The organism is Providencia sp. UF-224 (genome assembly GCF_058245955.1).
This window is the reverse complement of the sequence record NZ_JBSICC010000008.1, coordinates 50,886-72,450: the sequence shown is the minus strand read 5'-3', so window position 1 is coordinate 72,450 and position 21,565 is coordinate 50,886. Positions and strand designations below refer to the sequence as shown.

At 42.1% G+C, this 21,565-nt stretch carries 16 protein-coding genes; 7 read left to right on the top strand and 9 right to left on the bottom strand.

What is annotated here, in order from left to right; all coding sequences use genetic code 11:
* Positions 1-11: 11 nt before the first annotated feature.
* The 6 genes from sctE to AC4IFO_RS09845 all read left to right on the top strand — a co-directional run bounded on the left by sctE (position 12) and on the right by AC4IFO_RS09845 (position 7,835).
* A complete protein-coding gene (gene sctE, locus AC4IFO_RS09870) occupies positions 12-2,423 on the top strand; it encodes a type III secretion system translocon subunit SseC family protein (protein WP_490733916.1) in 2,412 nt (803 codons plus the stop codon).
* A gap of 18 nt (positions 2,424-2,441) precedes the next feature.
* A complete protein-coding gene (locus AC4IFO_RS09865) occupies positions 2,442-3,746 on the top strand; it encodes an IpaC/SipC family type III secretion system effector (protein ID WP_490733914.1) in 1,305 nt (434 codons plus the stop codon).
* Positions 3,747-3,748: 2 nt separating this feature from the next.
* Complete coding sequence (locus AC4IFO_RS09860; RefSeq protein ID WP_490733912.1) at positions 3,749-4,771, top strand: hypothetical protein; 1,023 nt, start codon at positions 3,749-3,751, stop codon at positions 4,769-4,771.
* Between the two features lie 64 nt (positions 4,772-4,835).
* The gene (locus AC4IFO_RS09855) at positions 4,836-6,476 is read left to right on the top strand and encodes a hypothetical protein (protein WP_490733910.1); all 1,641 of its coding nucleotides are present in this window, start codon (positions 4,836-4,838) and stop codon (positions 6,474-6,476) included.
* Positions 6,477-6,486: 10 nt separating this feature from the next.
* Positions 6,487-6,747 (top strand): acyl carrier protein, encoded by a 261-nt coding sequence (locus AC4IFO_RS09850; protein ID WP_490733908.1) that lies wholly within the window; start codon positions 6,487-6,489, stop codon positions 6,745-6,747.
* 299 nt (positions 6,748-7,046) lie between these two features.
* The gene (locus AC4IFO_RS09845) at positions 7,047-7,835 is read left to right on the top strand and encodes an inositol monophosphatase family protein (RefSeq protein WP_490733906.1); all 789 of its coding nucleotides are present in this window, start codon (positions 7,047-7,049) and stop codon (positions 7,833-7,835) included.
* A gap of 80 nt (positions 7,836-7,915) precedes the next feature.
* On the opposite strand, the gene AC4IFO_RS09840 is transcribed toward AC4IFO_RS09845, so the two are convergent.
* The 7 genes from AC4IFO_RS09840 to AC4IFO_RS09810 all read right to left on the bottom strand — a co-directional run bounded on the left by AC4IFO_RS09840 (position 7,916) and on the right by AC4IFO_RS09810 (position 16,806).
* Complete coding sequence (locus AC4IFO_RS09840) at positions 7,916-9,304, bottom strand: amidohydrolase family protein (protein ID WP_490733904.1); 1,389 nt, start codon at positions 9,302-9,304, stop codon at positions 7,916-7,918.
* A gap of 125 nt (positions 9,305-9,429) precedes the next feature.
* A complete protein-coding gene (locus tag AC4IFO_RS09835; protein WP_219245316.1) occupies positions 9,430-10,380 on the bottom strand; it encodes a carbamate kinase family protein in 951 nt (316 codons plus the stop codon).
* A gap of 74 nt (positions 10,381-10,454) precedes the next feature.
* Positions 10,455-12,017, bottom strand: coding sequence for a permease family protein (locus tag AC4IFO_RS09830; protein ID WP_490733902.1), 1,563 nt, complete (start codon positions 12,015-12,017; stop codon positions 10,455-10,457).
* Between the two features lie 274 nt (positions 12,018-12,291).
* Positions 12,292-13,707: a YlbE family protein gene (locus AC4IFO_RS09825; protein WP_490733900.1), complete on the bottom strand. Its 1,416-nt coding sequence runs from the start codon at positions 13,705-13,707 to the stop codon at positions 12,292-12,294.
* Positions 13,707-15,257, bottom strand: a complete 1,551-nt coding sequence (fdrA, locus tag AC4IFO_RS09820) for an acyl-CoA synthetase FdrA (RefSeq protein WP_490733898.1) — start codon at positions 15,255-15,257, stop codon at positions 13,707-13,709. Before fdrA ends, AC4IFO_RS09825 begins: the two co-directional genes overlap by 1 nt.
* On the bottom strand, positions 15,247-16,170 hold the full coding sequence (locus tag AC4IFO_RS09815; protein ID WP_490733896.1) for an oxamate carbamoyltransferase subunit AllH family protein: 924 nt from the start codon (positions 16,168-16,170) through the stop codon (positions 15,247-15,249). The genes fdrA and AC4IFO_RS09815 overlap by 11 nt, the downstream gene beginning before the upstream one ends.
* Positions 16,171-16,200: 30 nt before the next feature.
* Positions 16,201-16,806 (bottom strand): ankyrin repeat domain-containing protein, encoded by a 606-nt coding sequence (locus AC4IFO_RS09810; protein WP_219245321.1) that lies wholly within the window; start codon positions 16,804-16,806, stop codon positions 16,201-16,203.
* A 600-nt stretch (positions 16,807-17,406) separates the two neighbouring features.
* Here AC4IFO_RS09810 and AC4IFO_RS09805 point away from each other — a divergent pair.
* A complete protein-coding gene (locus tag AC4IFO_RS09805) occupies positions 17,407-18,342 on the top strand; it encodes a LysR substrate-binding domain-containing protein (protein WP_490733894.1) in 936 nt (311 codons plus the stop codon).
* A gap of 76 nt (positions 18,343-18,418) precedes the next feature.
* Here the strand turns inward: AC4IFO_RS09805 and AC4IFO_RS09800 are convergent, their stop codons facing one another.
* Together AC4IFO_RS09800 and AC4IFO_RS09795 are read right to left on the bottom strand one after the other, a co-directional pair.
* Complete coding sequence (locus AC4IFO_RS09800) at positions 18,419-19,276, bottom strand: alpha/beta hydrolase (protein ID WP_490733892.1); 858 nt, start codon at positions 19,274-19,276, stop codon at positions 18,419-18,421.
* A 150-nt stretch (positions 19,277-19,426) separates the two neighbouring features.
* Positions 19,427-21,475: a TonB-dependent receptor domain-containing protein gene (locus AC4IFO_RS09795; protein ID WP_490733890.1), complete on the bottom strand. Its 2,049-nt coding sequence runs from the start codon at positions 21,473-21,475 to the stop codon at positions 19,427-19,429.
* Between the last annotated feature and the right edge of the window lie 90 nt (positions 21,476-21,565).

Below are 21,565 nucleotides of genomic sequence, written 5' to 3'. Positions count from 1 at the left end.
AAGGAGAGAATATGTCTCATGTTACAGGCTCAAGTACAGATAGCCGTATCCAGAATATCCACCAGTTTTTGCAAGGTAGCAACCCACTAGGTATTGCGGAGGATAGTGCCAAAGCGTTACTCGCTTTAGAAGAAGCATGTGGGGAGTTAGCGTCGAATGAGCAGGTAAAGCGTTACCGTAATGAAAGTAGTATGCCTAAACTCACTCACCCTAAAATGACGCGAGCGGCTGTTCCAGTGCGAGCTCAAGCAGAAGTGAAACAGGAAACAAAGTTTAATGCGAATGCGACACTGATTGAAGCATTTGCATCAATACGCCAATTACTCCATGACGGAAATATTAACGCACTTAATAGTCGTTTACAGCTAATTAACTTTGAATCTGAATCATTACGTCATAAAGGGAGCCAGTTATTGGAGAGTTTCTCTCAAAGCACGTTAAAGCTAGCTGAATTAACGAACAGGGCCGAGGAAAAACAAAAAGAGATAGCCGTTGCTCATGAGCAGCTTATAACGATAGATACGGCACTGACTAAAACAGAAGATGGTCTGCAATCCAATGGTGCGCAGTTACAAACAGTACAAATGCAATTGGATGAAGTCGAGCAGTTAATGACACTTGTCCCAACCCCGCCGATTACCTTGGAAGATAAGGCAACGTCTAGAGATCTACTGAGAACAAAAAATGAATTATCTGTTTCATTGACGCAGTTAACCAACGAGATTCAGCAACTTTCTTCATTGAAAGGGCAGCTTACTGAAAAACGTGTGGCACTAAATCAAAAGATTGCTATTTCTGATGCTGAACTCGTCAACACTCTAAACCTTTCTGTCGATGTGGCCAAAGAATCCTCAAGCCATAGAGAAAACCTGAATACGTTTATTGATGAGGCACCGCGCCCGACAGAAGTTGATGGTGAGAAGTGGGAAAACACCTTAGCGCTGTTAACGATGCTGACGGCACAATTGAAAAAAGCAATGAATGAAGATTCATTGCGCAATATGAAAGAGCAAGAGGAAACGATGATGAAAATCAATGAAGCCTCCCGTAAAGACTCTGATAAAAAAGCGAAAGAAGCCGCAGAAGCAGAACGTAAAGCGGCGGATGCAAATAAAGCAGCATCTTGTGCCAGCAAAATTTTTAGCTATGTGATGTTAGCGGTTTCAGTTATTGCCACGGTCGCAACCTTTGGGGCGGCTTCCCCTTTAATGCTCGCTGTTGCAGCCGTGGGTATTGCTATCTCTGTTGCGGATATTGTATTGGAGGAAACAGGGCATGGAAGTTTGATGCAGATGCTGGCGAATGAAATCTCTGTGGGTGTCACCAATATGCTAGTGAGCTTTGGCATGGATGAAGATAAAGCAAAACAAATCGGTAGCATTGTTGGCATGATTGTTGCCGCTATTGCTTTCTTAGCAATTTCTTTATTTTCAATGGGTTCAATGCTTAAAAATCTGGCGAGTACAGTTAAAAATGCAGCTCAATTGCTTCTAAAAAATGTGGGGAGTTTGCTGAAAAATACCATTAAAGCAATGCCAAAGAGTTTATTGAATGCGTTAGGAAATATAGGTAGCAAGGGAATGAAGGTCGGCGATTCTGTGGCTGACAACGTCGATAATATGGCGAAACTGACTAAATTCGCCAAGCTTGCAGACAAACTTGATGATGTTGAGGATTTGGCAACAACGGTAAATCAAGTGACCAATAATGTTAATAAATCCTCTCATTTAGTGTCGATTGGCGGGCAAATGGTGAATGTCGGGGATTCGGTTGCTGACAGTGCAACAAGTGCGGCAAAACTGACTAAGTTCGCCAAGCTAGCAGACAAATTTGATGATGTTGAGGATTGGGCGAGCACTGCAAACCAAGTGACCAACAATGTTAATAAATCCTCTAATTTAGTGTCGATTGGCGGGCAAATGGTGAATGTTGGGGATTCGGTCGCTGACAGTGCAACAAATGCGGCAAAACTGACTAAGTTCGCCAAGCTAGCAGACAAATTTGATGATGTAAAAGACGTATCTAAAACAGTTAACCAAGTAGCAAATAATACGGATGATGCGACTGAGTTAGCGTCTACGGTGAGTAACACAATCAAAAGTGTCAAAACTCAGAGTGCAACAATGGCGCGAGTGGAGGTTGGAATGAAGGCAATGGGGGCAGGTCTGTCTATTTCCAATGCTGCAACGACAGGAGGGCTTCGTTTGGATTCCGCTGCTAAGTTGCGTGATTTGAAAGAGTTGCTGGCAGGCATGATGCTCAATAGCAGCATTATCGAAGTCATTACCGACATTATCAATCAACTCATTAAATCTATGTCGAAAAACTATGAACAGTTCGATGAGATGTTTAATGGAATGATGACGTCACTGAAAGATTCTTCAAGTCGCAAGACAGACATGTTAACAGCACGCTACGCATAACTTTTGAGAGAGAAAATCATGGATATTACGAATTATAAACCAACTTTGCCGATGCCAAATATCGGTGCTGTATTGAGCATGCTAACTGGGCAAACTACTGTGTCCGCTGAAGCACGAAAAGAACTCAATTTACAAGTGCTTCCAACTGAAATGATGGCGCTGGGTACTGAGAAACCACGCTTAACAGCCGGAGATGCGAATATTGACTTAACACAGTTATTGAATGCATTAAGTCAGCTAGGTGAGGAAGAACAAGCGATATTACTGAGTGATATTTATCAGTTTATTACGTTGACGCCACAACAAGTTCAGCAAGCAGTGACAAAAGTCCTCTCTGAGGAAAAAACGGCGATTGAGCAGGTTTTTCACGGTGCACAATTACCCGATAAAATGGAAATCAAGCAGCTTTCTCAGGCAATTCAAGTCATGGTAGCTAGCTCATTTTTTAAAGATATATTACCGAATCAATCTGATAAAAACATTGAATCGAGTAAAACAGTTTCAGCCGTTGAAGCGAAATCGGGCAAATTTATAGGGATTTCAAGTAGTGATATTTTAATGGAATTAATGTCGATTATTCGCAAAGTCGTTGCAGAATTGAATATCTCTGATCGCCGCATTAGCGCGGATTTTTTAATCCTAAATGGAAAGATGACAGAGGCTGCGGCTGAATCGACTATTAAAGAAGGCAAAGAGATGTTTAAAGGCGCATTAATTGGCTTTGCGACATCGATGGCAATCAGCGGTGCAGGGGCTGCATTTCAATTAAAGTCACTACGGAATCAAAATTTATCGATCAAAAATAACTTAGTTAAGGGAAACCAAAATACCGCAAATGCGGACCGCTTGGCGGGGATTGCGAATAATAGCAACGCAGCGAAAACAGCTAACCCATTAAATTTGAAGACGAATGATGGTCGTGCAGTTGATATGGTGGATAGTTCAACTATGTCCCAGCAAAATTTGGCGAATCAACGTACAACAGAAGCCGCCCAACGTACGCAAAAGTTAGGGCAAGCAGAGCTGCAAAAACATGACCAAGTGATGAACCGTGAACGGACGAAAAGCAGTATTGCAGAGCAAGGTTCACGTCTATCTGACAATGCGGGGCAAATGGCGACATCAGCCAACCAAGTCAATGTTAAAGAAGAAGAAGCAAATAAAATGCAGCAGCAATCCGTCGCTGATATTGCACGCACAGTTTCTTCAGATAAAGATAAACAGATTGATAAAGATAAAGATTTAGTGAAACAAATGCATGAGCATTTGCGAGATATTCGAGAAAGCCAATTAAGAACAATGCAAAGCATAGTGAGAGGTTAATTATGGAAATTATCTCTAGCAAACATCGGCTTAATTACTTACCTACACAACAGCATTCACATTTAAATGATCTTTCTCTCAAGGATCCACAGGGAAATTTTGATACACGAGCAATGCAAGGTAGTTTAGATGCTTCGTTTGATACCATGAAAAGTGATGAATCGGCTCAAGTGAATGCCACAACATTTGCTGTTCAAAAATCCTACGAGCAAGTCGAAAGTGCAGTCAATGGGGCTTCCGAGTCGATAACAGCAAAAATGAAGGCGGCAAAACGCGATTTAAATCAAATAGAAGATTTAGTGAATAGCCTCAAAACAAAACAGAGGAAAGCAGAAGTTATAGAGGATGCTCGAGCGCATATCGGAACATTAAATGGGTTTATCAAGAATATTCATATGGGGTACCAAAAAACCTATGGGGATATTATTAAAGAAGCAATTAAGTATATGCAGGATATTAATACCGCCATTGGAAAAATGGGACATCGTATGGATGCGGGTAAGGATGGTAAAATTAAATTCTTTCCTGAAGATTTTGCAAAGGATATAAATGAAGTGGTAGCAAAATATTCCAATAAAGAATATTCGGGCTCTGATCCAAGCCGATTTTTTGGCGATTGGAATCTAACCTCTGATACTGATATTTCAAATGCAAAGCCACTTATTCAAATTACAAAAGCAGAGGGTGTATTTGAATTTTGGAATAAAAAACTCAGTGGGTTAGGGTTTGTTATCAAAGAGACGCAAAACCACATTAATATTCACCCTGATTACAAACCGATAAAAGAAATATTTTCAATAATCGCTAAGACGAATGCCTCTTGGAAAGGTAGTGATATTATGGCTCAAGAGTTTCAGAGCCTGCAAACAGCGATTGATAGCCAAAAAAATGCGATCAATAGTAGCAATTCTCGTTTGTTAGAAACATTTCGCCAGGATAATAGCCACTTTGATACTTTAGTTCAGCTACTTATTCAGCTAATTAAAGACCTTAATCAATATAATAATGGCTTAATAAATATATAAACAGAAATATATTCTTTTTATAAATATCTTTTATTTAAATTAATCACGTTTGTGAGGAGCTTCTATGCCTTCAACTTCCATTCAAAATAAACAAGCAATACCAGATACTAGGTTGGCCAATCTTGGCTCTATACATCAAACGAGCACTATGGCACCTAATCTTTCATCGGTACAGACGTTGGGAAAAGACGCTAAAATTCCGATGAATACGGAAAGTTTGACGCCAGACAACCCGCTTATCATGTCAAAGAATGAGCTACATAGTTTAAATAGCGATAAACAGGCTAATAAACTTGTTCAGCTATTTAAAAGCAGCCCTTTTCTAGGTGCAAAAGATATAACCGTCGAGATGGTAATATCTGTTTTAAATTCTGATGGTATGGGGGATTTAAACCAGCAGTCACTTAATTATCGACCAGAAACGGGTTTAATTATTCTTTCATTGCTTAAGCCAACTGAAATGAATAATGAATTATTAAAGTCTGCGGCGAAAATGATTAACGAGATGCAAAATGCACCAAGCCTCTCGGATAAAAAAATCATTAAAGGGGCATTAACGGAGTTTGATAAAAAAATACAGAGTGCGATGTCAAAAATAGAGGGGGATAATTTCTCAACTATGGTTGATAGATTTAAAAAGGAATATGTTATATCTGAATTTGAAAATAAACTAGCGCCTCACCTCTCTGAAAGTGATATTAAAAATCTATCTATTAAAGATTGTTTAGTTTCAGTTGAATACCAAAAGAAAGCAGCAAGAATTGAAACAGCAAAGCAAGCATACCAAAGTGCAGGGGCCAATCCTTCTGTGGATAAAAGTTTCTATTTACATGAAGCTTTTGAAGCCTCGGAAGAGTTTTTGGAAATACCAAAAAAATTAAAAGTTACGGTTGATTGGGAAGATAAATTACACCCTGCTAAATTGGATAATGTTGCGAGTGATAAAACGCATCCTTCAGATGAAGTCGATGGTTTATCTTATGGCTCGAAAGCGGATTCATTGCGCAATATATCAAATAGCTATAATACGACCACAACAAATAATTATTTTAATACGCCGTTTTCTGAAAGTATTAAACAGGTCTCTTCTCAAGAGAGCGCGGTTAATCATGAGCAAGACTCACATCCATCAAATAAAACTGAAAATGTGAGTGCTAAGCCGTTTGAGAATGATGAGTTTTTATCCCAAAACACAATAAAACTACCGCGGGTGGCATTAAAGACGCCTGTAGAAGAACCTTCACCAGACTACGATTTACCTAACCACTCTGCTCAAAATAGCCAAGAGATTGACACAGTCAAATCACAATATTTTATAGAGCCAAGTAATGTGAGTGGCCCTTGGAAACCGTCATCCATTCTTGAAGAAGAAACAGTCCAGTCGACTAAAAATCAGTTTACATTAGCCACTAAACTGGTAAAGAAGAACAGTGAGCCAATGGATATTAAACCTAAAATGGGAAGCCACTACGGTAGCTATTTAATCGATAATAAAGTGCCTAACGGCGTTAAACTGACGAATAACAGAGAGCTTGTACAGAATAAATCCACAGAACAGACAGAGACTGAATCCAATTTAGCGATTAAAAATGCTTCTCACTACAGAGCATCTTATCTTGATAATAAGGCGAAAGTTGTTCTATCGGCGGAGGGATTAATGACCCGTAATTTAAGTGAAAAGTTAGATTATGCGAACAAGCTTTAAGGTAAATAAAATGAGCTCATCAGTAGAAATTCACTGGCAGTGGTTAGCAGGGCAAATTCAGCAAATCCGAACCTATTCAGGTATTGAGAATGATTTTACTGTGGATTCCGCATTAATCGCAGATGTGCACATTGATTCACTTGAAATGTTGGAGCTGATAACCGCGATTGAGCAATACACAGAAGTTCCTCTCCAAGATGAAGTCTGGATGAAATGGCATTACTTGCAGGATATTGTCAATTACCTTGCCAGTACTTCATCTTCTTCCTAATGTTTAAAAAAAGCCGTGATTCTCTTCAGATAGCGGTTTTTAATTTTCTATTGAGTCATCATAAAAAGATATTTTTTGATTTATTTATTTCAAATGCGAAGAAATAAAAATAAAGTCATTCCTTTAAATTATATTTAATTTTAGTTTAGTTATATCTATATCAATAAGCTAACATCAAAACTAACTATTTTTTATAAAATAAAATTAACATTAATTTTTCATGCCTTGAAATTGATCACAAAACAAATAATTCAATAAATGTAATCTTCGGAATAATAATTTCAATTCAAGAGGTTGGAATGGACGCTATTTCGAGCAGGTATCAGTTTATTCAAAAGGTTGCTATTGAGGCAGGTAAGTTAGCGGTGGCTTATTACCATCAGCGTGGGCAATTAAATATTGAAAAGAAGCAAGGTGATGGGCAAGACCTTGTGACGGCTGCGGATAAAAATACAGAAAATTTTATCCGTGAAAAAATTAATCATCATTTCCCTGACGATGCCATTTTTGGTGAAGAAGGCGGCTTCTCGCAAGGAAAATCAGGCTATACCTGGGTGGTTGACCCCATCGATGGGACTAGCGCTTTTATTTTTGGTCTTGCCTCTTGGTGCGTTTCCATTGCACTGCTTGATGAGCACAAAAATACAGTGATTGCGGCAGTGTATGACGCCGTCCATGATGACTTATTTCATGCAATGCAAAACCATGGCTGCTATTGCAATGATATACGTGTGAATGTTAACCCTGTCCATTCTCTGAATGCCGGTTTATTAGGTGTAGGTATTTCAACTAGAATGCCGCCTGAAACCATTATTCCATTTCTAGATAAGTTACTCCATGCGAACGGTATGTTTGTCCGCAATGGTTCGGCGGCATTGATGTTAGCTTACGTTGCAGCAGGCAGGCTGATTGGCTACTTCGAGCCACACCTCAATTCTTGGGATTGCCTTGCTGGGTTGCTATTAATCCAAGAAGCGGGCGGCACAACCAATGATTACTCTTCGAACCCCGATTTTATGATGAAAGGGGGTTATGTTTTAGCGTCGAGCCCAGATGTCTATCAACAGCTCGATACGTTCCTTAAGTAACTAAAAAATAAAATAATTAACGCTAAATTTTTATTTTGATGGTATAGCGCCAGTCGGCGCTATTTTGTTTTATAGCTATGCTACGCAACAGATTTTTGCATAACCCCATGAGCAAGGTTGCCTTTATGGAAGCAGGCATGCCTTGGTGAAATACGGGCAACGGCTTCAGCGGAGCAAGATGCATCAACTAACACAAAGCTCGCATCGTCCCCTTTTGTAGGCCACACCTGCGTTCCTTTTTCATCCAAAGGCAGAATGTTGCCAGTGGCGATTGCCAAAGAACGTGATAACGAAAGCTCGTCAGGGCGGGTATAAAGCTGTGCGTATAAATTGGCTTTTTCCAGCATATCCCCAAGGCCAAATGGCGACCAATGGTCAACCACGCTATCGGTTCCGGTCATCACAAATACGCCATTTTTATTGAGTGTCTTCAATGGCATATGCAGTGTGCCAATCGGCACGGTCGAGGCAATGGTGATTTGCTGCTCTGCTAGCTGTTTTGCCGTTTTTTCAGCTTGTTCAGGGTTTAATGTTGCCAGTGCAAAGGCATGGCTGATGGTAACTTTTCCACGTAAGCTGCGGTTTTCATCCACGGTTTTAATCATATACTCGATAGCGGCAAAACCGGCTGGGCTGGTTTCATGTAGATGAATATCCACGCCTTTATTGTAATCCAAAGCAATTTGGAACATGGTATCGAGGGATTTTTCCATCGCGTCATCGACATTGGTTGGGTCTAAGCCACCTACGTAATGAGCGCCTGCCTGCATGGCTTCACGCATTAATGGCTCTGATTTAGAGAGTAATAACCCATGTTGCGGGAACGCGACAATTTCGCAGGTCAAATCCTGTTGATGCTCAGCCAATACTTTTTGTAGCGCTTCTAAATTTTTCAACCCTGAAACAGGTTCGATATTGCAGTGGCTGCGTGCAATGGTGGATCCTTGGGATTGGATCAAGTTGATCAGCGCGTGCGCCCTTTCTTCGGTGAAAGGTTGCAACTCGGGCAACATTTTTTGCTCAAGTGCTATCATATCCATAATCGTTTTACCTTCGCGAGAGGCCGGGGCTTGCCATGGCCCACCGTAGAAGGTTTTATCGAGATGAATATGCATATCGCGAAACGCTGGCAACATCAATTTACCTTGTGCGCTATAGGCATTTAAGGTGCTATTGCCATGTTGTTTATTCGGTAAAACCGCAACAATTTTACCCTGATCGACTTCAATGGTTTGCAAGGCTGTTTTCGTGCCGACTACTGTTGAATCACGAAAATTAAACCCTGTTTCAAGTAACACATCATCGAGGTAGTAGTGCTTGTCGGTGATGCTTGAAATAGCGGATTGCCCAGCGGGTTCGTTTTGAGCATTGGCGATACTCGACATCGCGCCAAACAAGGTGCAAGCGGCGGCCACTTTTGCGCCTGTGGATAGGAACTCTCTTCTGCCGGATGGTCTTTCTGCTGTCATAGAAACTCCTTTTTTGGATGGCACTTAACCGCCCAGATCATGTTCAAACGATCTGGGAGGGAATTTTACTGTGAAATGGGCAGCTAATTCGCGGATCCTGATAAGAAGATCAGCGAATCGAATGTTTACCCTTTAACGATATGGGTACCTGTTTCGCCGCGTAGGGCTTCAGGCAATTTTTCAGGGGTGGTAATAATCACACGTTTACCGCCGTTGGCAATAAACGATAGGCTTGCTTCAATTTTTGGCAGCATGCTACCCGCAGGGAAATGGCCTTCTTCCATATAGCGTTGCATATCGCTGGTGGAGGTTTCTCCGAGGGCTTTTTGCTCAGGCTTACCAAAGTGAATACACACTTTTTCAACGCCCGTGGTGATAATCAAAATATCGGCGTTCAGTTCTTTGGCGAGCAACGTAGTTGATAAGTCTTTATCAATCACCGCATCAACACTTTTGTATCCACCATTTCCGTTATCAATGACAGGAATACCGCCACCGCCAGCAGCAACGACCACATAATCGTGCTCTGTTAAGGTGCGAATGGCTTTTGATTCAATCACTCGCTTTGGCTCTGGGGAGGCAACAACACGGCGATAACCGCGGCCAGAGTCTTCCACAAAATGCCACGTTGGATTAGCTTGTTGCAGTTCGTTGGCTTGTTCTTGCGTGAAAAATGCGCCAATTGGCTTAGTCGGTGCGCTAAAGTTCGGGTCGTTTTTATCCACTTCCACTTGTGTAACAACGGTGATCGCTTGGCGATTATGGCGCTTCGCGAGTACGTTAGTGAGAGCTTGTTGAACTAAATAGCCGATCCCACCTTGTGTGTCTGCAACACAGTTAGCGAGCGGTGTTAATGGCAAACCTTCGGTTTCATGTGCGATTTCTGCACGGCGTAAATCCAGCCCAACTTGAGGTCCATTTCCATGAGTCAAAACAATGTTGTAGTCGCCTTCAAGCATGTCACTAATATGGTGTGCGACTTCTTGGACGGCTTTTTCTTGAGCTTCGATAGACTGGCTGTTGTTATCTTTGATAATACTGTTGCCCCCGATGGCAACAACCACGAGTTCTTTCATTGTTAATATTTCCTGATACAGAGAGTTCGGATAGTAGGTGTACAGCGCACACCTACTAGGCAAGGTTGGCTACGTTACACTGACTTGCTGAGCTTCTCAGACTTTTCAGCTTGTTGTTCTTCAACCGATTTACGGCTATCTAAAAAATGCTTGAGTACAAATAAAGCCGCCATCATGAGGTAAGCGTAAACAAACATCAAGGTTGAACCGGTTGCAATTCCTACCGCTGGGGAGTGAATAATTCCGAAGAACACTAATACGGCTCCCACTGCTGCGGCAATTGCCCCACGTAATGGCTGATTGAGGATAGCGAAGATAGCGATACAACCCCACAACATACTGGCTAACGGCGCCCCGTTACCTAAGTGCACAAGGCCTTGGTAATAAACGCCTTTATGTAACAGAACTTCCGTCCCAATCGCGCTTGCAGAAGTACCTGCGGCGCCCATCACACTGTTCACCATTGTAAGCGCCCAGTTGGCAATCCACGGGAACAGACAGATAAAGATGACAGGGACTTCCACTTTCGGTGTTTCTCGCACCACTTGGTTAGCGGTAACAACCCCGATAAATACCAGAATTGGCACGATAGCGGTCATTGGAATAATGGCTAACATGAATGCGCCAATACCGAATAATGGCACGATAAACATGGTGATACCGGATGCTAAGGTATAACCCACGCTTGCGCCCATTGCTTTCCAACCTGCGTGACCCACATAAACAGTGACAGGGAATGGGTTACCCATAAAGCAACCAACTGTGGAAGATAAACCGTTCGCTAACATGACTTTACGTGTGTTGTATTCATCACCCGCAGCGTGCGCACTTTCAATGTTTTCAAGGTCAAAGATATAGTTTGCTAAGCCCAATGGTACCGCAGATGCTAAGTATGGCAGTGCGTGTGGTAAGCCTTGGAAGAAGCTATCAATGTGGATACCTGGAGGGTTAAAACCAAATGATGCCATTGAGTCTTTAATCGCTTCGGCACTTTGTAAGCCAGAAACCCATGCTAATACAGTACCTGCAATCAACAGCAGTAAACCGGTTGGAACGCGAGCAAAAATAGGTTTTTTACCAAACCAGTTAATGAAGATTAACAGTAAAACCACAAAAGAAACGGTCGGGGCTTCAAATGCTTGTAGCATTGGGTTCATCGCCAGAAGCAGTAAACCTAAGCCAGACAAACAAGATAACAGCACGGTACGTGGGATCATCTTACGGATGGTTTCACCTAAGAATGAACCACCCACTAAAATCATGGATTCCACAAAACACCAAACCAAGGCGATTTGAATGGCAAACTCGGCATTCTGCGTGGTTTGGTACACGGGCATGATAACTAAGAACGTCACGGTGAAGATGGACGGGGCACTTGGGCCTGAAGGCAGTGCGGTCACATCATTACGACCGGTTTGCTTGATCATTTGCTGACCAAAGTAGGCATAACTGATGCTGGCGAGTAAAACGGCGAAGCCAAAAGCGGGGGCGATACGGCCGTAAACAATTTCGGATGGGATCCCAACGACGAAAATTAATAGGCCCATCATGGTGAGGAGGTTGGTCAGGTTATTGGTCATTAGGCCGAAGTAGGCCGCCAAGTCACCGCGTTTCCATTTGATATTTAGTATACTCATTTTAAGTATTCCCCTGTATACCCGTCATTACCCATCATACTTTAAGCTGCAGCTGTGTTGGCTACACTCGGCTACACAGGTCACATACTGGTGTATGCTCCCTGAGATATCCTCGTTTGCCGCCTTGCTGCAACTTAAATTATTTTGGGTAACTGCTTACTCATTTTAAGCCGCAACAGAGCTGGTTTTGCTTTACTTCTGTATGTTAATAATTTGGGTATTGATATTTTATTATTGCCCGACCAAGGTCGGGCGTTTATTGATTAAATGGAAACTAGGCGTATTTTTCCGCGTAGGCCAACATCGCTTTTTCAAAGCAATCAAACGGCGGGTGAACAATACCTGCTCCAATCATACCGATACCTGCATCTTTATGGGCAATTGCTGTATTGATGACAGGTAAAATACCGCTGGCTGAAACTTTCGTAATATCAATGGCGGTTGGGATACCCATAAAGCCGAGTAATGGGATAGTCACATTCGGGTTTTCGCCCAGTGTGATTTCACGCATCTGACGAGAGAAATCCACCGCTTCTTCTACGGTACCGCCAACTAGTGCGACGATTGCGGGGGCTGTTGCCATTGCAAAGCCGCCGATACCATAGGTTTCAGTGATTGCCGAGTCACCGATATCTAAGCCTGAATCTTCAGGTTTATAACCCGCAAACATTGGGCCAATCACTTGCTGAGAAGGGCCTGTAAACCAATGACCCGGTAAGCCACTGATACGTAAACCGAATTCATAACCATTACGAGCCATGGTGGTGACGACGGTGCTGTATTCGATACCGTGTGCTGCATCCATTGACGCTTTACACATTGCCATCCATGTTGGGCCTGAGAAATAATCGCTACTTGCGACGAAATCAAACACGTCTTTTTGCTGCGCGACAGAGAAATCAGTTTGGATAATCCCCGTGGTCAGTGCTTGGATAAGCAATGTGGTACCTGCGTTATTACGGTTATGGCACTCATCACCCATATGCAGTGCTTGTGCTAACATCAAACGCAGGTCAATTTCGCCAACAATCTTCATGGCGTCACGCAGCATTGGGCCCAATACATCGCGCATCCAATTTAAACGGTCGATAACGCTTTGGTCATTTGCTCCCATGCGCAGGATTTTAGCCATTTGCTCACTGAGGTTTGTGAACGCGCGGTTGCCGTAAGTTTTGTTTTCAACGATATGCATAAACATCGATGCAGACGTCACACCGGCCATGGAGCCAACACAATCATGTTCATGGCACGGAGAGAAGATAATCTCACCCGATGCGGCAACACGTTCAGCATCCGCTAAATCTTTCGCGAGGCCCTCAAAGACCAAAGCACCTGTTACCGCGCCTTTCATCGCACCGCACATGTCTTTCCATTCCACTGGCGGGCCTGCGTGTAAAATGGTGTTTTTTGTCATACCCGGTACGACATTAATGGCTTGGTCGTAACCAATTAGCACAGGTTGAGACTGAATAATGCGTTCGAGAGCTTGTGCGTTAGCAGCTTCAATTTTTTCTTGTAGCGCGGCATTTCCTTCGATTTGGTCGAGAGCACGAATAACCGCAACGTTGCCTTGTCCTGGTGGTGTCCATGTTAAATGTGTCACCGGAACATGTTGTTTTTTCAGGTCATCACTGAACATTTCAATACCCACATTGATGACACTTAATGGTTGCTTAAATAATGTAGTCATTATGCTTTCTCCCCTTTCCACACAAACTCACGTCCTAATAAACCAGTATTGGTGCTGCTGCTAGCCCAAATTACACCTGCGTCAGTCAGCATTTTGACCTGCGCATCCATATTTGGCGTGTCTTGGTCAGTGCCCAGTACATAACCTAAAATTTCTAATTCACGGCCATCTTTCTTGGCGATGTTTTTGGCTTCTTTGATAGCGTCAATCATCACGCCAACAGGGTCTTCGTGAGAGCCAAAGCCAAGGACAAAGTCCATCATGATGACGCCAACTTCTGGATCGCGGGCTTCTTGCAGTAAACGCTCAATACGGTTTGTTGGGTCGATCATTGGGTGTGGTTTACCGTTGGTAAAGTCATCGTCACCAAAGTCGAGGAAGGTGTGGGCAATACTTTTGTTTAAATCCTTTAAGCGATATTCAGGGTTTGGTTGGATATTACTGTAAACATCATCATATTTTTCCAGCGCAGCAAACATGGCTTCATCACACAGCGTACCGCCACAGAACAGGCCGCGAATGTATTTTTGCTCAGGCTTGAGTTTGGCTCTCACTTCATCGATTAATGGCAGGTTAAGTGGGTGTAAGTCTAAATCTTCTTTGCGAATACCCGTTAGCAGAACTGCTTTCAGTGCCGCTTCTTTGGTGCCTTGTGCAAAGGTCAGCCCCGGTTTGTCTTCAGGCAACGGCTGGCTACCTAAGAAACAGACAACAACGGGTTTATGGCATTTTTCAGCTTGCTCAAGCACTTTTTTCGCAACAGCGGGTGCTGGTGGCTTAGAAATCAATGCGATAACTTTCGTTTCTTCATCCGCATCAAGCATCTTCAGCGCATCAATCATCATGATCCCGCCGATTTTTTCGCTAAGATCACGGCCGCCCGTACCAATTAATTGAGAGACACCGGCACCGAATTCGTGAATACGCACGCTCAGTTCTTGGCTACCTGTGCCCGATGCACCGATAATACCAATGCTGCCACGGCGTACATTGTTACCAAAGCACAAAGCGGTGCCATTGATAATTGCGGTTCCGCAGTCAGGGCCCATCATTAATAAGCCTTTTTTGCTGGCAAGCTGTTTCAGAGCTAATTCATCTTCAATGGAGACGTTATCCGAGAACAACATGACGTTGAGGTCATTTTCTAACGCAATGCGCGCTTCTCGAGCGGCAAATTGCCCATTGACAGAAATCACTGCTAAGTTGGCATCTGGAATGTGTGTTTTTGCGGAATTGATGGTGGCGTATTTGGCTTCATGGGAGCCTCCGCCTTGGTTTTTCTTATTAAATAATTCTTCGATAGCAATTAATGTTGCATCGTTGGCTTCATCACTTGGCCCTTTAATCACAATCATTAAATCGCCATTTTTGGCTTCTTCTAATTCAGCGGTTAATAGCCCTAAATTACGCAGAACGCCTTTGTTCATCTCCGTTGCCATTGCAACAAAAGCTTGCTCAACATTATCGAGCTGATTGGCTTTAGTTGAAATAGACATCAGTGACACGGAATCAAAATAGGTATTTTTCTTTATGACAACTTTAGTCGACATGTCTTTCTCCGAAATAGTGAGTGAGGTACAAAGCGTCGCGAAGGCCAAATAGCATGTCGCTGCCTGAACTCGACCCGATATTTAAAATCTCTAAAAATTGTGGATAAATATTTGTCTCTTGCGCACCAACTAATGATTGAATTAATTGCTGCATGTTTTCGCGATATTCTTGGTTTAAGGCCTTTTCTAATGTGATGGCGCTAACGGGGGTCGTTTGGCTTTTGCTTTGTGTTATTCCTTGATAAAACGCAGGGAATAAAGCCGAAGCGGGGTGACCTTTTAATAGCAAAAATGCCATTAACCCAACTAAATAATCATCACCAGAAGGTGTAAGCCCAATACCTAACCCAACAAATTGCTTAATAATCTTGGTAATACTCTGTTGGTCTTTGTTAATTAATGATTCAATGAGATTTAAACGTAATTGAATCAGTTGTTTTGATACAGTTAGATAAAAAAAGTTATTTCCCTGATAATTAAATAGGGAGCTTGAGCTATCCTGTAAAATAAAATTCAAGTTTTTAATTTGGTTTGCTATATATAATAAATAGTTTTCGTTAATTAACTTTTTAGAATCAAAATTAATAGTTAACGGTTGCCAGCGTTTACATAAAGAAAATGAAATTGTGTAATTTTCACCAATATTCCATTCTTTATTTGATAGATAAATAGGATCCCCTTCTTTTAATGTTAAAAGAGAAAAGTCTGTATTTATTAATCGGCAACTATTTGGTGCATTATCTAACGAAGAGCAAAGTAACGTATAAAGGGTATTCTCTACCGTAAAATTAATCGCTTTATTGAATACTTGCTCTATTTTTCCTAAAGGCTGCGGCTGATGTAAAAGGTTGAGAAAATGGTTATCAGCCGTGAGCCCGTATAATATTTGCCGATGGGATATGGATGCGTTCACATGCCTCCTTATCGGTGAAAGTTTTGCGGCTTATGCGCCCGCAGCAACCAGTAATTCAGCAATTTCGTGATAGCCTTTTTCACGTGCGAGTTCTAACGGTTTTTTACCGTATTTATCCGTCATATGCGGGTTTGCGCCATGTTCTAGTAGCAGCTTAACGATTTGCTGTTGCTTCTCACCACCGTCATTTAAGACGATAGCTTCAAGGAGCGGAGTCCAGCCCACAAAGTTGGTGTGGTTGACGTTAATTTCTGTTTTTTCGAGCAGTTCACGGACTATCTCAACGTGGCCTTTTTCGCTGGCAGGTGTGATACCGACACCACCAAAACGCGTTAATAAATCTAAATTCGGTTTTGCAGGTAACACAAGGCGTAATAACGTTAAATCGTTATTCAGGCAGCTTAATAAAAAGGGGTTAAAACAGGTTTGGTCTTGTTTATCAATATCCGCGCCTGCATTAATCAGAAAAGAAACACATTCATAGTGTTTGTTTAGGCTTGCATTTACAATTGCAGTGCGACCTTGACGGTTGGTGGTATTAATATCCACACCTTTTTCAATGCAATTCTTTAATAACTCTAATTGCCCTTTTTCAGCAGCAGTTAAAAATTCTTGAGCGAGTGTGCTGGTGGTCATTCTTTTCCCCTTAGGTTGGCTTATTGATATTGCCAACATAGATAAAGACAATTTAAAGATTATTTATGATGGTTAGAGCATACCAATTGCGATTAATAAAAAGAATCCATTTAAATTTAATTCATCAATGGGAGGCTCTATTGTTGAATTGAATTCAATAATTAGCCTTTTTTGTGCGTGTACGCATTATTTTTTATCCTTTTTTGATGATTTTTGCTTGTTTTTTACGCGTTTTTATCGATTATTTTTGATTGAAGGGAAAGCTGAATGAGCCATTATTCTGTTCTGTGACACACATCAAATTGAAGGTTTTGTAATTGTTAAATTTGTGATTAATTTGATCGTGATCAGGGCGAATGTTAATACTTGGTTTGAGTATTTAATTCAATAATATTAAGTATTTTGATTATTAATAGTCCTTCAGCTTTTGTGGTTTAAATGACGACTTAAGGCAAATGAGATTAAAACACTTCTTCTTGGCAATTATTCTGTTAAGCTATTTATAAATCGGTTGAAAAATAGCCTGAATTTCAATCTATTGAATAATATTCACATAAAAAGCCAATTTGATTAAAATTAAAACACGTTGGGAAGGCGAGTATGAACTCAATTTTTACTGAAGAAAATTTATTGACCTACACCACCGCAGCCAAATTTGCGAGCTTCAGTAAAGCCGCTGAGGCATTAGGCATCACCACATCGGCCGTGAGTTATACCATTAAACGGATTGAAACTTATTTAGATGTCGCATTGTTTATTCGTGATACCCGTAATATTGAATTAACAGAAGCCGGGTATTATTTTTATCGTAAGGCAACAGACTTACTGAATAACTTTCATTCCATTCAAAAAAGTATTTATTCTATTGAGCAAGGTATTGAAGCGCGGGTACGTATCTGTATTAACCAACTTTTATATACCCCTTACCATACGGCTAAATTACTGCAAATATTAAAGAGGCAATTTGCCACTTGCCAAATTACCGTGACGACCGAGGTGTATAACGGTGTATGGGACGCGATTATTAATAACCATGCAGATATTGCGATTGGTGCGCCGGGAACATTAATGGACGGCGGGGGGATAGATTATACGGAAATCGGCGCGATCCATTGGCAGTTTGCCATTGCGGCAACACACCCACTCGCATTAATGCCAGAGCCTATTGCCGAAAGCCAGTTGCGCCTTTACCCCAATATCATGGTGGAAGACACCGCAGACACGATAAATAAACGTGTTGGTTGGTTATTGCACGGGCAAGAAGCTATCCAAGTACCAGACTTTAATACCAAGTGCCAATGCCAAATATTGGGCGAGGGGATCGGATTTTTGCCAGACTATATGGTGAAAGAGCATGCCAAGAGTGGTCGGTTAGTGGTCAAAAATATTCAAAACCCGCGCCAAGATTCCAATATGCTATTAGCCACACAACATTCCGCTACAGGGCAAGTGACTCAGTGGATACGCAAGTCGTTCACGGATAATGGGGTTTTAGCTGACCTTTACAGTGACTTGCTAAAACCCATTAGTGGTTGACTAGGCGGCGACCCTCTCGCCTTGCCTAAAATGGCGTTAATTCGAATGAAAATTGACCATCAAAGATAAACAACCCCTAGTGCGTGGCAACCGCCAACGCTTTATTGATGGCATCGGGGATCACGCTTCCGTGGCTTTTGCCCTCAAATAAAGTGAATTCGCAGGTTCGCTGGTGGGCTTGAATTTCAGTGCACACTTGGCGGGTGCTTATCCAACTTTTGCGGTTTTGGTAATTTTGGACTTGTTCTTCGGTTAATTTGGATAAATCAGGGGTCTCTTCTAAGCCACCCAAGGTGACAAAAATAGGCGCTGCAGTATGTTTTTGCGTGAGTTTCTCAAGCTCTACCATTTCCCCTTTCCCCCACCACAATGACGGGCTTGCTGAAACATAGTACTGAAAATCATCGGGTTTTTGTTGGTAAGCCATTAAGGTGAATAACCCACCAAATGAATGACCAAATAAGGTTTGTTTTTGCTTATCAATAGGAAATTGTTGTTCAGCCCAAGGGCGCAATGTTTGGCTGATAAACTGGTACAGCGCAGGCGAACCGCCACCATGGCTAAAATCTTCCCCAGATACAGGCGGGGTATAGTCATAGGTGCGTAAAGCCTTTGGAAAGGCTTCATCAACGGGGTAGCCGATGCCGATAATAATCGGAAGCGAGTCTTTATTGAGCGTTTCCACTGCGCGGTTGACGACTTTTGGATATAACCCATTTCCATCAAGCATATACAGTACAGGGCGCTTTGCCGTGACGTTATACGGCACAGCACTGTAGATGCGTAGCTCACGGTCGCCATAAGCCATATCCGTCTGTTTAATATCGTAAAACTGTGCGACGTTATCATCTAAAGGCGGAATACTTTGACTAGGGCGAGCCATTACGCTGGTTGTTATGCACAGTAGTAGGCTGGAAATTAGGAGTTTATTCATATACTCGTCATCCTTCAAGCTGCATGGTTGTTGACTACGCTCAGCTACCCGAATCACATACTTTTGTATGCTCATCGGGATACCTTCTCTTGTCGCCTACATGCAACTTGAATGATTTAGCGTATATATTCGTGTTAACAAGGTGAAAAATTAGAAGCTGACGTTAACGTTCGCCCAATAACGGCGCCCATCTTCCACATCCCAGTTTCCATCTACTTTATCAATTTTAGGGCCTTTTTCATTACCAATATTGAGCACCGCAAAGTTCAACTTGGTGTTTTTCAATAATTGATAAGTTGCGCCTACATCCATGGTGGTATAGCCGCTACGGTAACGAGGAACTTTTGAACCGTTGCGCTGTGCTGCCCACACTTGTTCACCCGTATATTGTGCACGCGTATACAAATTGAGATCTTCGTTAAACTGCCAATCTAATTTCGCGTTAGCCATATGTTTTGGTGTTTTATCCAATGGATAGCCTTTGAGTGATATGCCATTGCCGAGTTTTTCATCATCACTTTTACGCTCTGAATCAGTGTAGGTGTAGTTGGCGCTTAGCTTCCAGTCTTTAGCAATTGGAATACCTGTTGCGACTTCAACCCCTTTAACATTTGCCTTGCCGACATTGTCATAAGTATAGAGATTCAGATTTGAAAGCGGGTCTGGATTGCCCGTGTTATAGCTGGTTAACTTGTTTTTAAAGTCAGTATTAAATAGGGTCAGGCTCGCATCAAAGCCAGATTCATGGTTATAAGCAATGCTGATTTCTTCACTGACACTTTTTTCAGGTTTTAGGTCTGGATTACCATAAATAATCCCATTTCCGCCTTCTGTAGAAGTGCCATAACCTCTACTGACCTCACGTAGTGTGGGCGCACGGAATGCAGATGATACGCCACCTTTAATGGTGATTTCGTCAGTTAGATAATAAACCGCATAACCACGAGGGTTCCAGTGATTACCATAGGTTTCATGGTGATCTAAACGCAGCCCACCGGTTAGAATGAGGTCATCAGTGGCAGTAAATTCGTTTTCAACGAATAAAGCAGATTGGTCGACACTCATGCTGCTATTTTCAAATTTTCCTTTGGAAACCAATGAACTATCTTTGAGTTTTGAGTATTGGTATTGACCACCGACTGTTAAGATGTTGTCTGGTAAGAACGCGACAACTTTACCATCGACGACAGTGTTGGTAATTTCAGGTACACGGTCTTCATAGCGGTATTCAGTCAGCTTAGTGATGGCATCTTTAATTTCTGTTTTGGTTTTTTTCTTCGTACTTTCTTGATAGACACTTAATTCTGTATTAAACGAATCCCATTCACCTTTGTAAGTTAGCGCGGCGTGGTTTCGGTTATTGTAGAGTTCGGTTTTTTTATTATATTGTTTTGATTGCCCGCGCATTTCATATTCAGCAAGAGATTTGCCTGGGGTTTCTTCTCTTTCTTGCAGTGTTCTACCTGCTTCTAAAAGGAAGGTTTGATTTTCAGTTGGTGTAAAACTTAACTTAGCTGTGAGACTTTTGTTGTCTTTTTTGTAGTGGCCATCTGTAATTTTGTCTTCCTGACGATAGTCACCACCGCCGTATAGTTGCAAGCCTAATTTATCTTTAACTAATGGGCCTGACAGATAGAAGTTACCGTCGGTGGAATTACCGCTATCACTGTTTTCTTGGATAATCGCGCCTGTGGTTACGCTGCCGTGCCACTCATTGGTGGTTTTTTTAGTGATGATATTGATAACACCACCCATCGCATCGGAACCATACAGGGAAGACATTGGTCCACGGATCACTTCAATGCGTTCAATGGCTTCGACGGGCGGCATAAAGCCCGCTTCAAAACCACCGCTGCCATTTGGGCGTGATTCACGGCTATTTTGGCGACGACCATCAACCAGTATTAAGGTGTATTCACCCGGTAAGCCACGGATATTAATATCTTGTTTATTGGCTGAACCTACAATGCTGACACCTTCTACGTCTTTAACTGCATCAGCAAGGTCGCGCACAGGTTTGTTTTGTAACTGTTCAGCGGTGATCACCGTGATACTGGCAGGGGCATCGCGTAATTGTTGTGAATAACCCGATGCGGTGACGATAAGTTTGTCTGAATCTTCTGCTGCTGTCGTACTAAATGAAGCCAAAGCCGCGCAAATACCTGCGGCGACAAGTGTGTAGTGATGTTGCGTAGTCATAGTAATCCCTAGCAAATAGAAATGAGAATGATAATTATATTGTTTGCGAATACTATCACTAAAACATATCGGAAATAAATAATTGGCGAG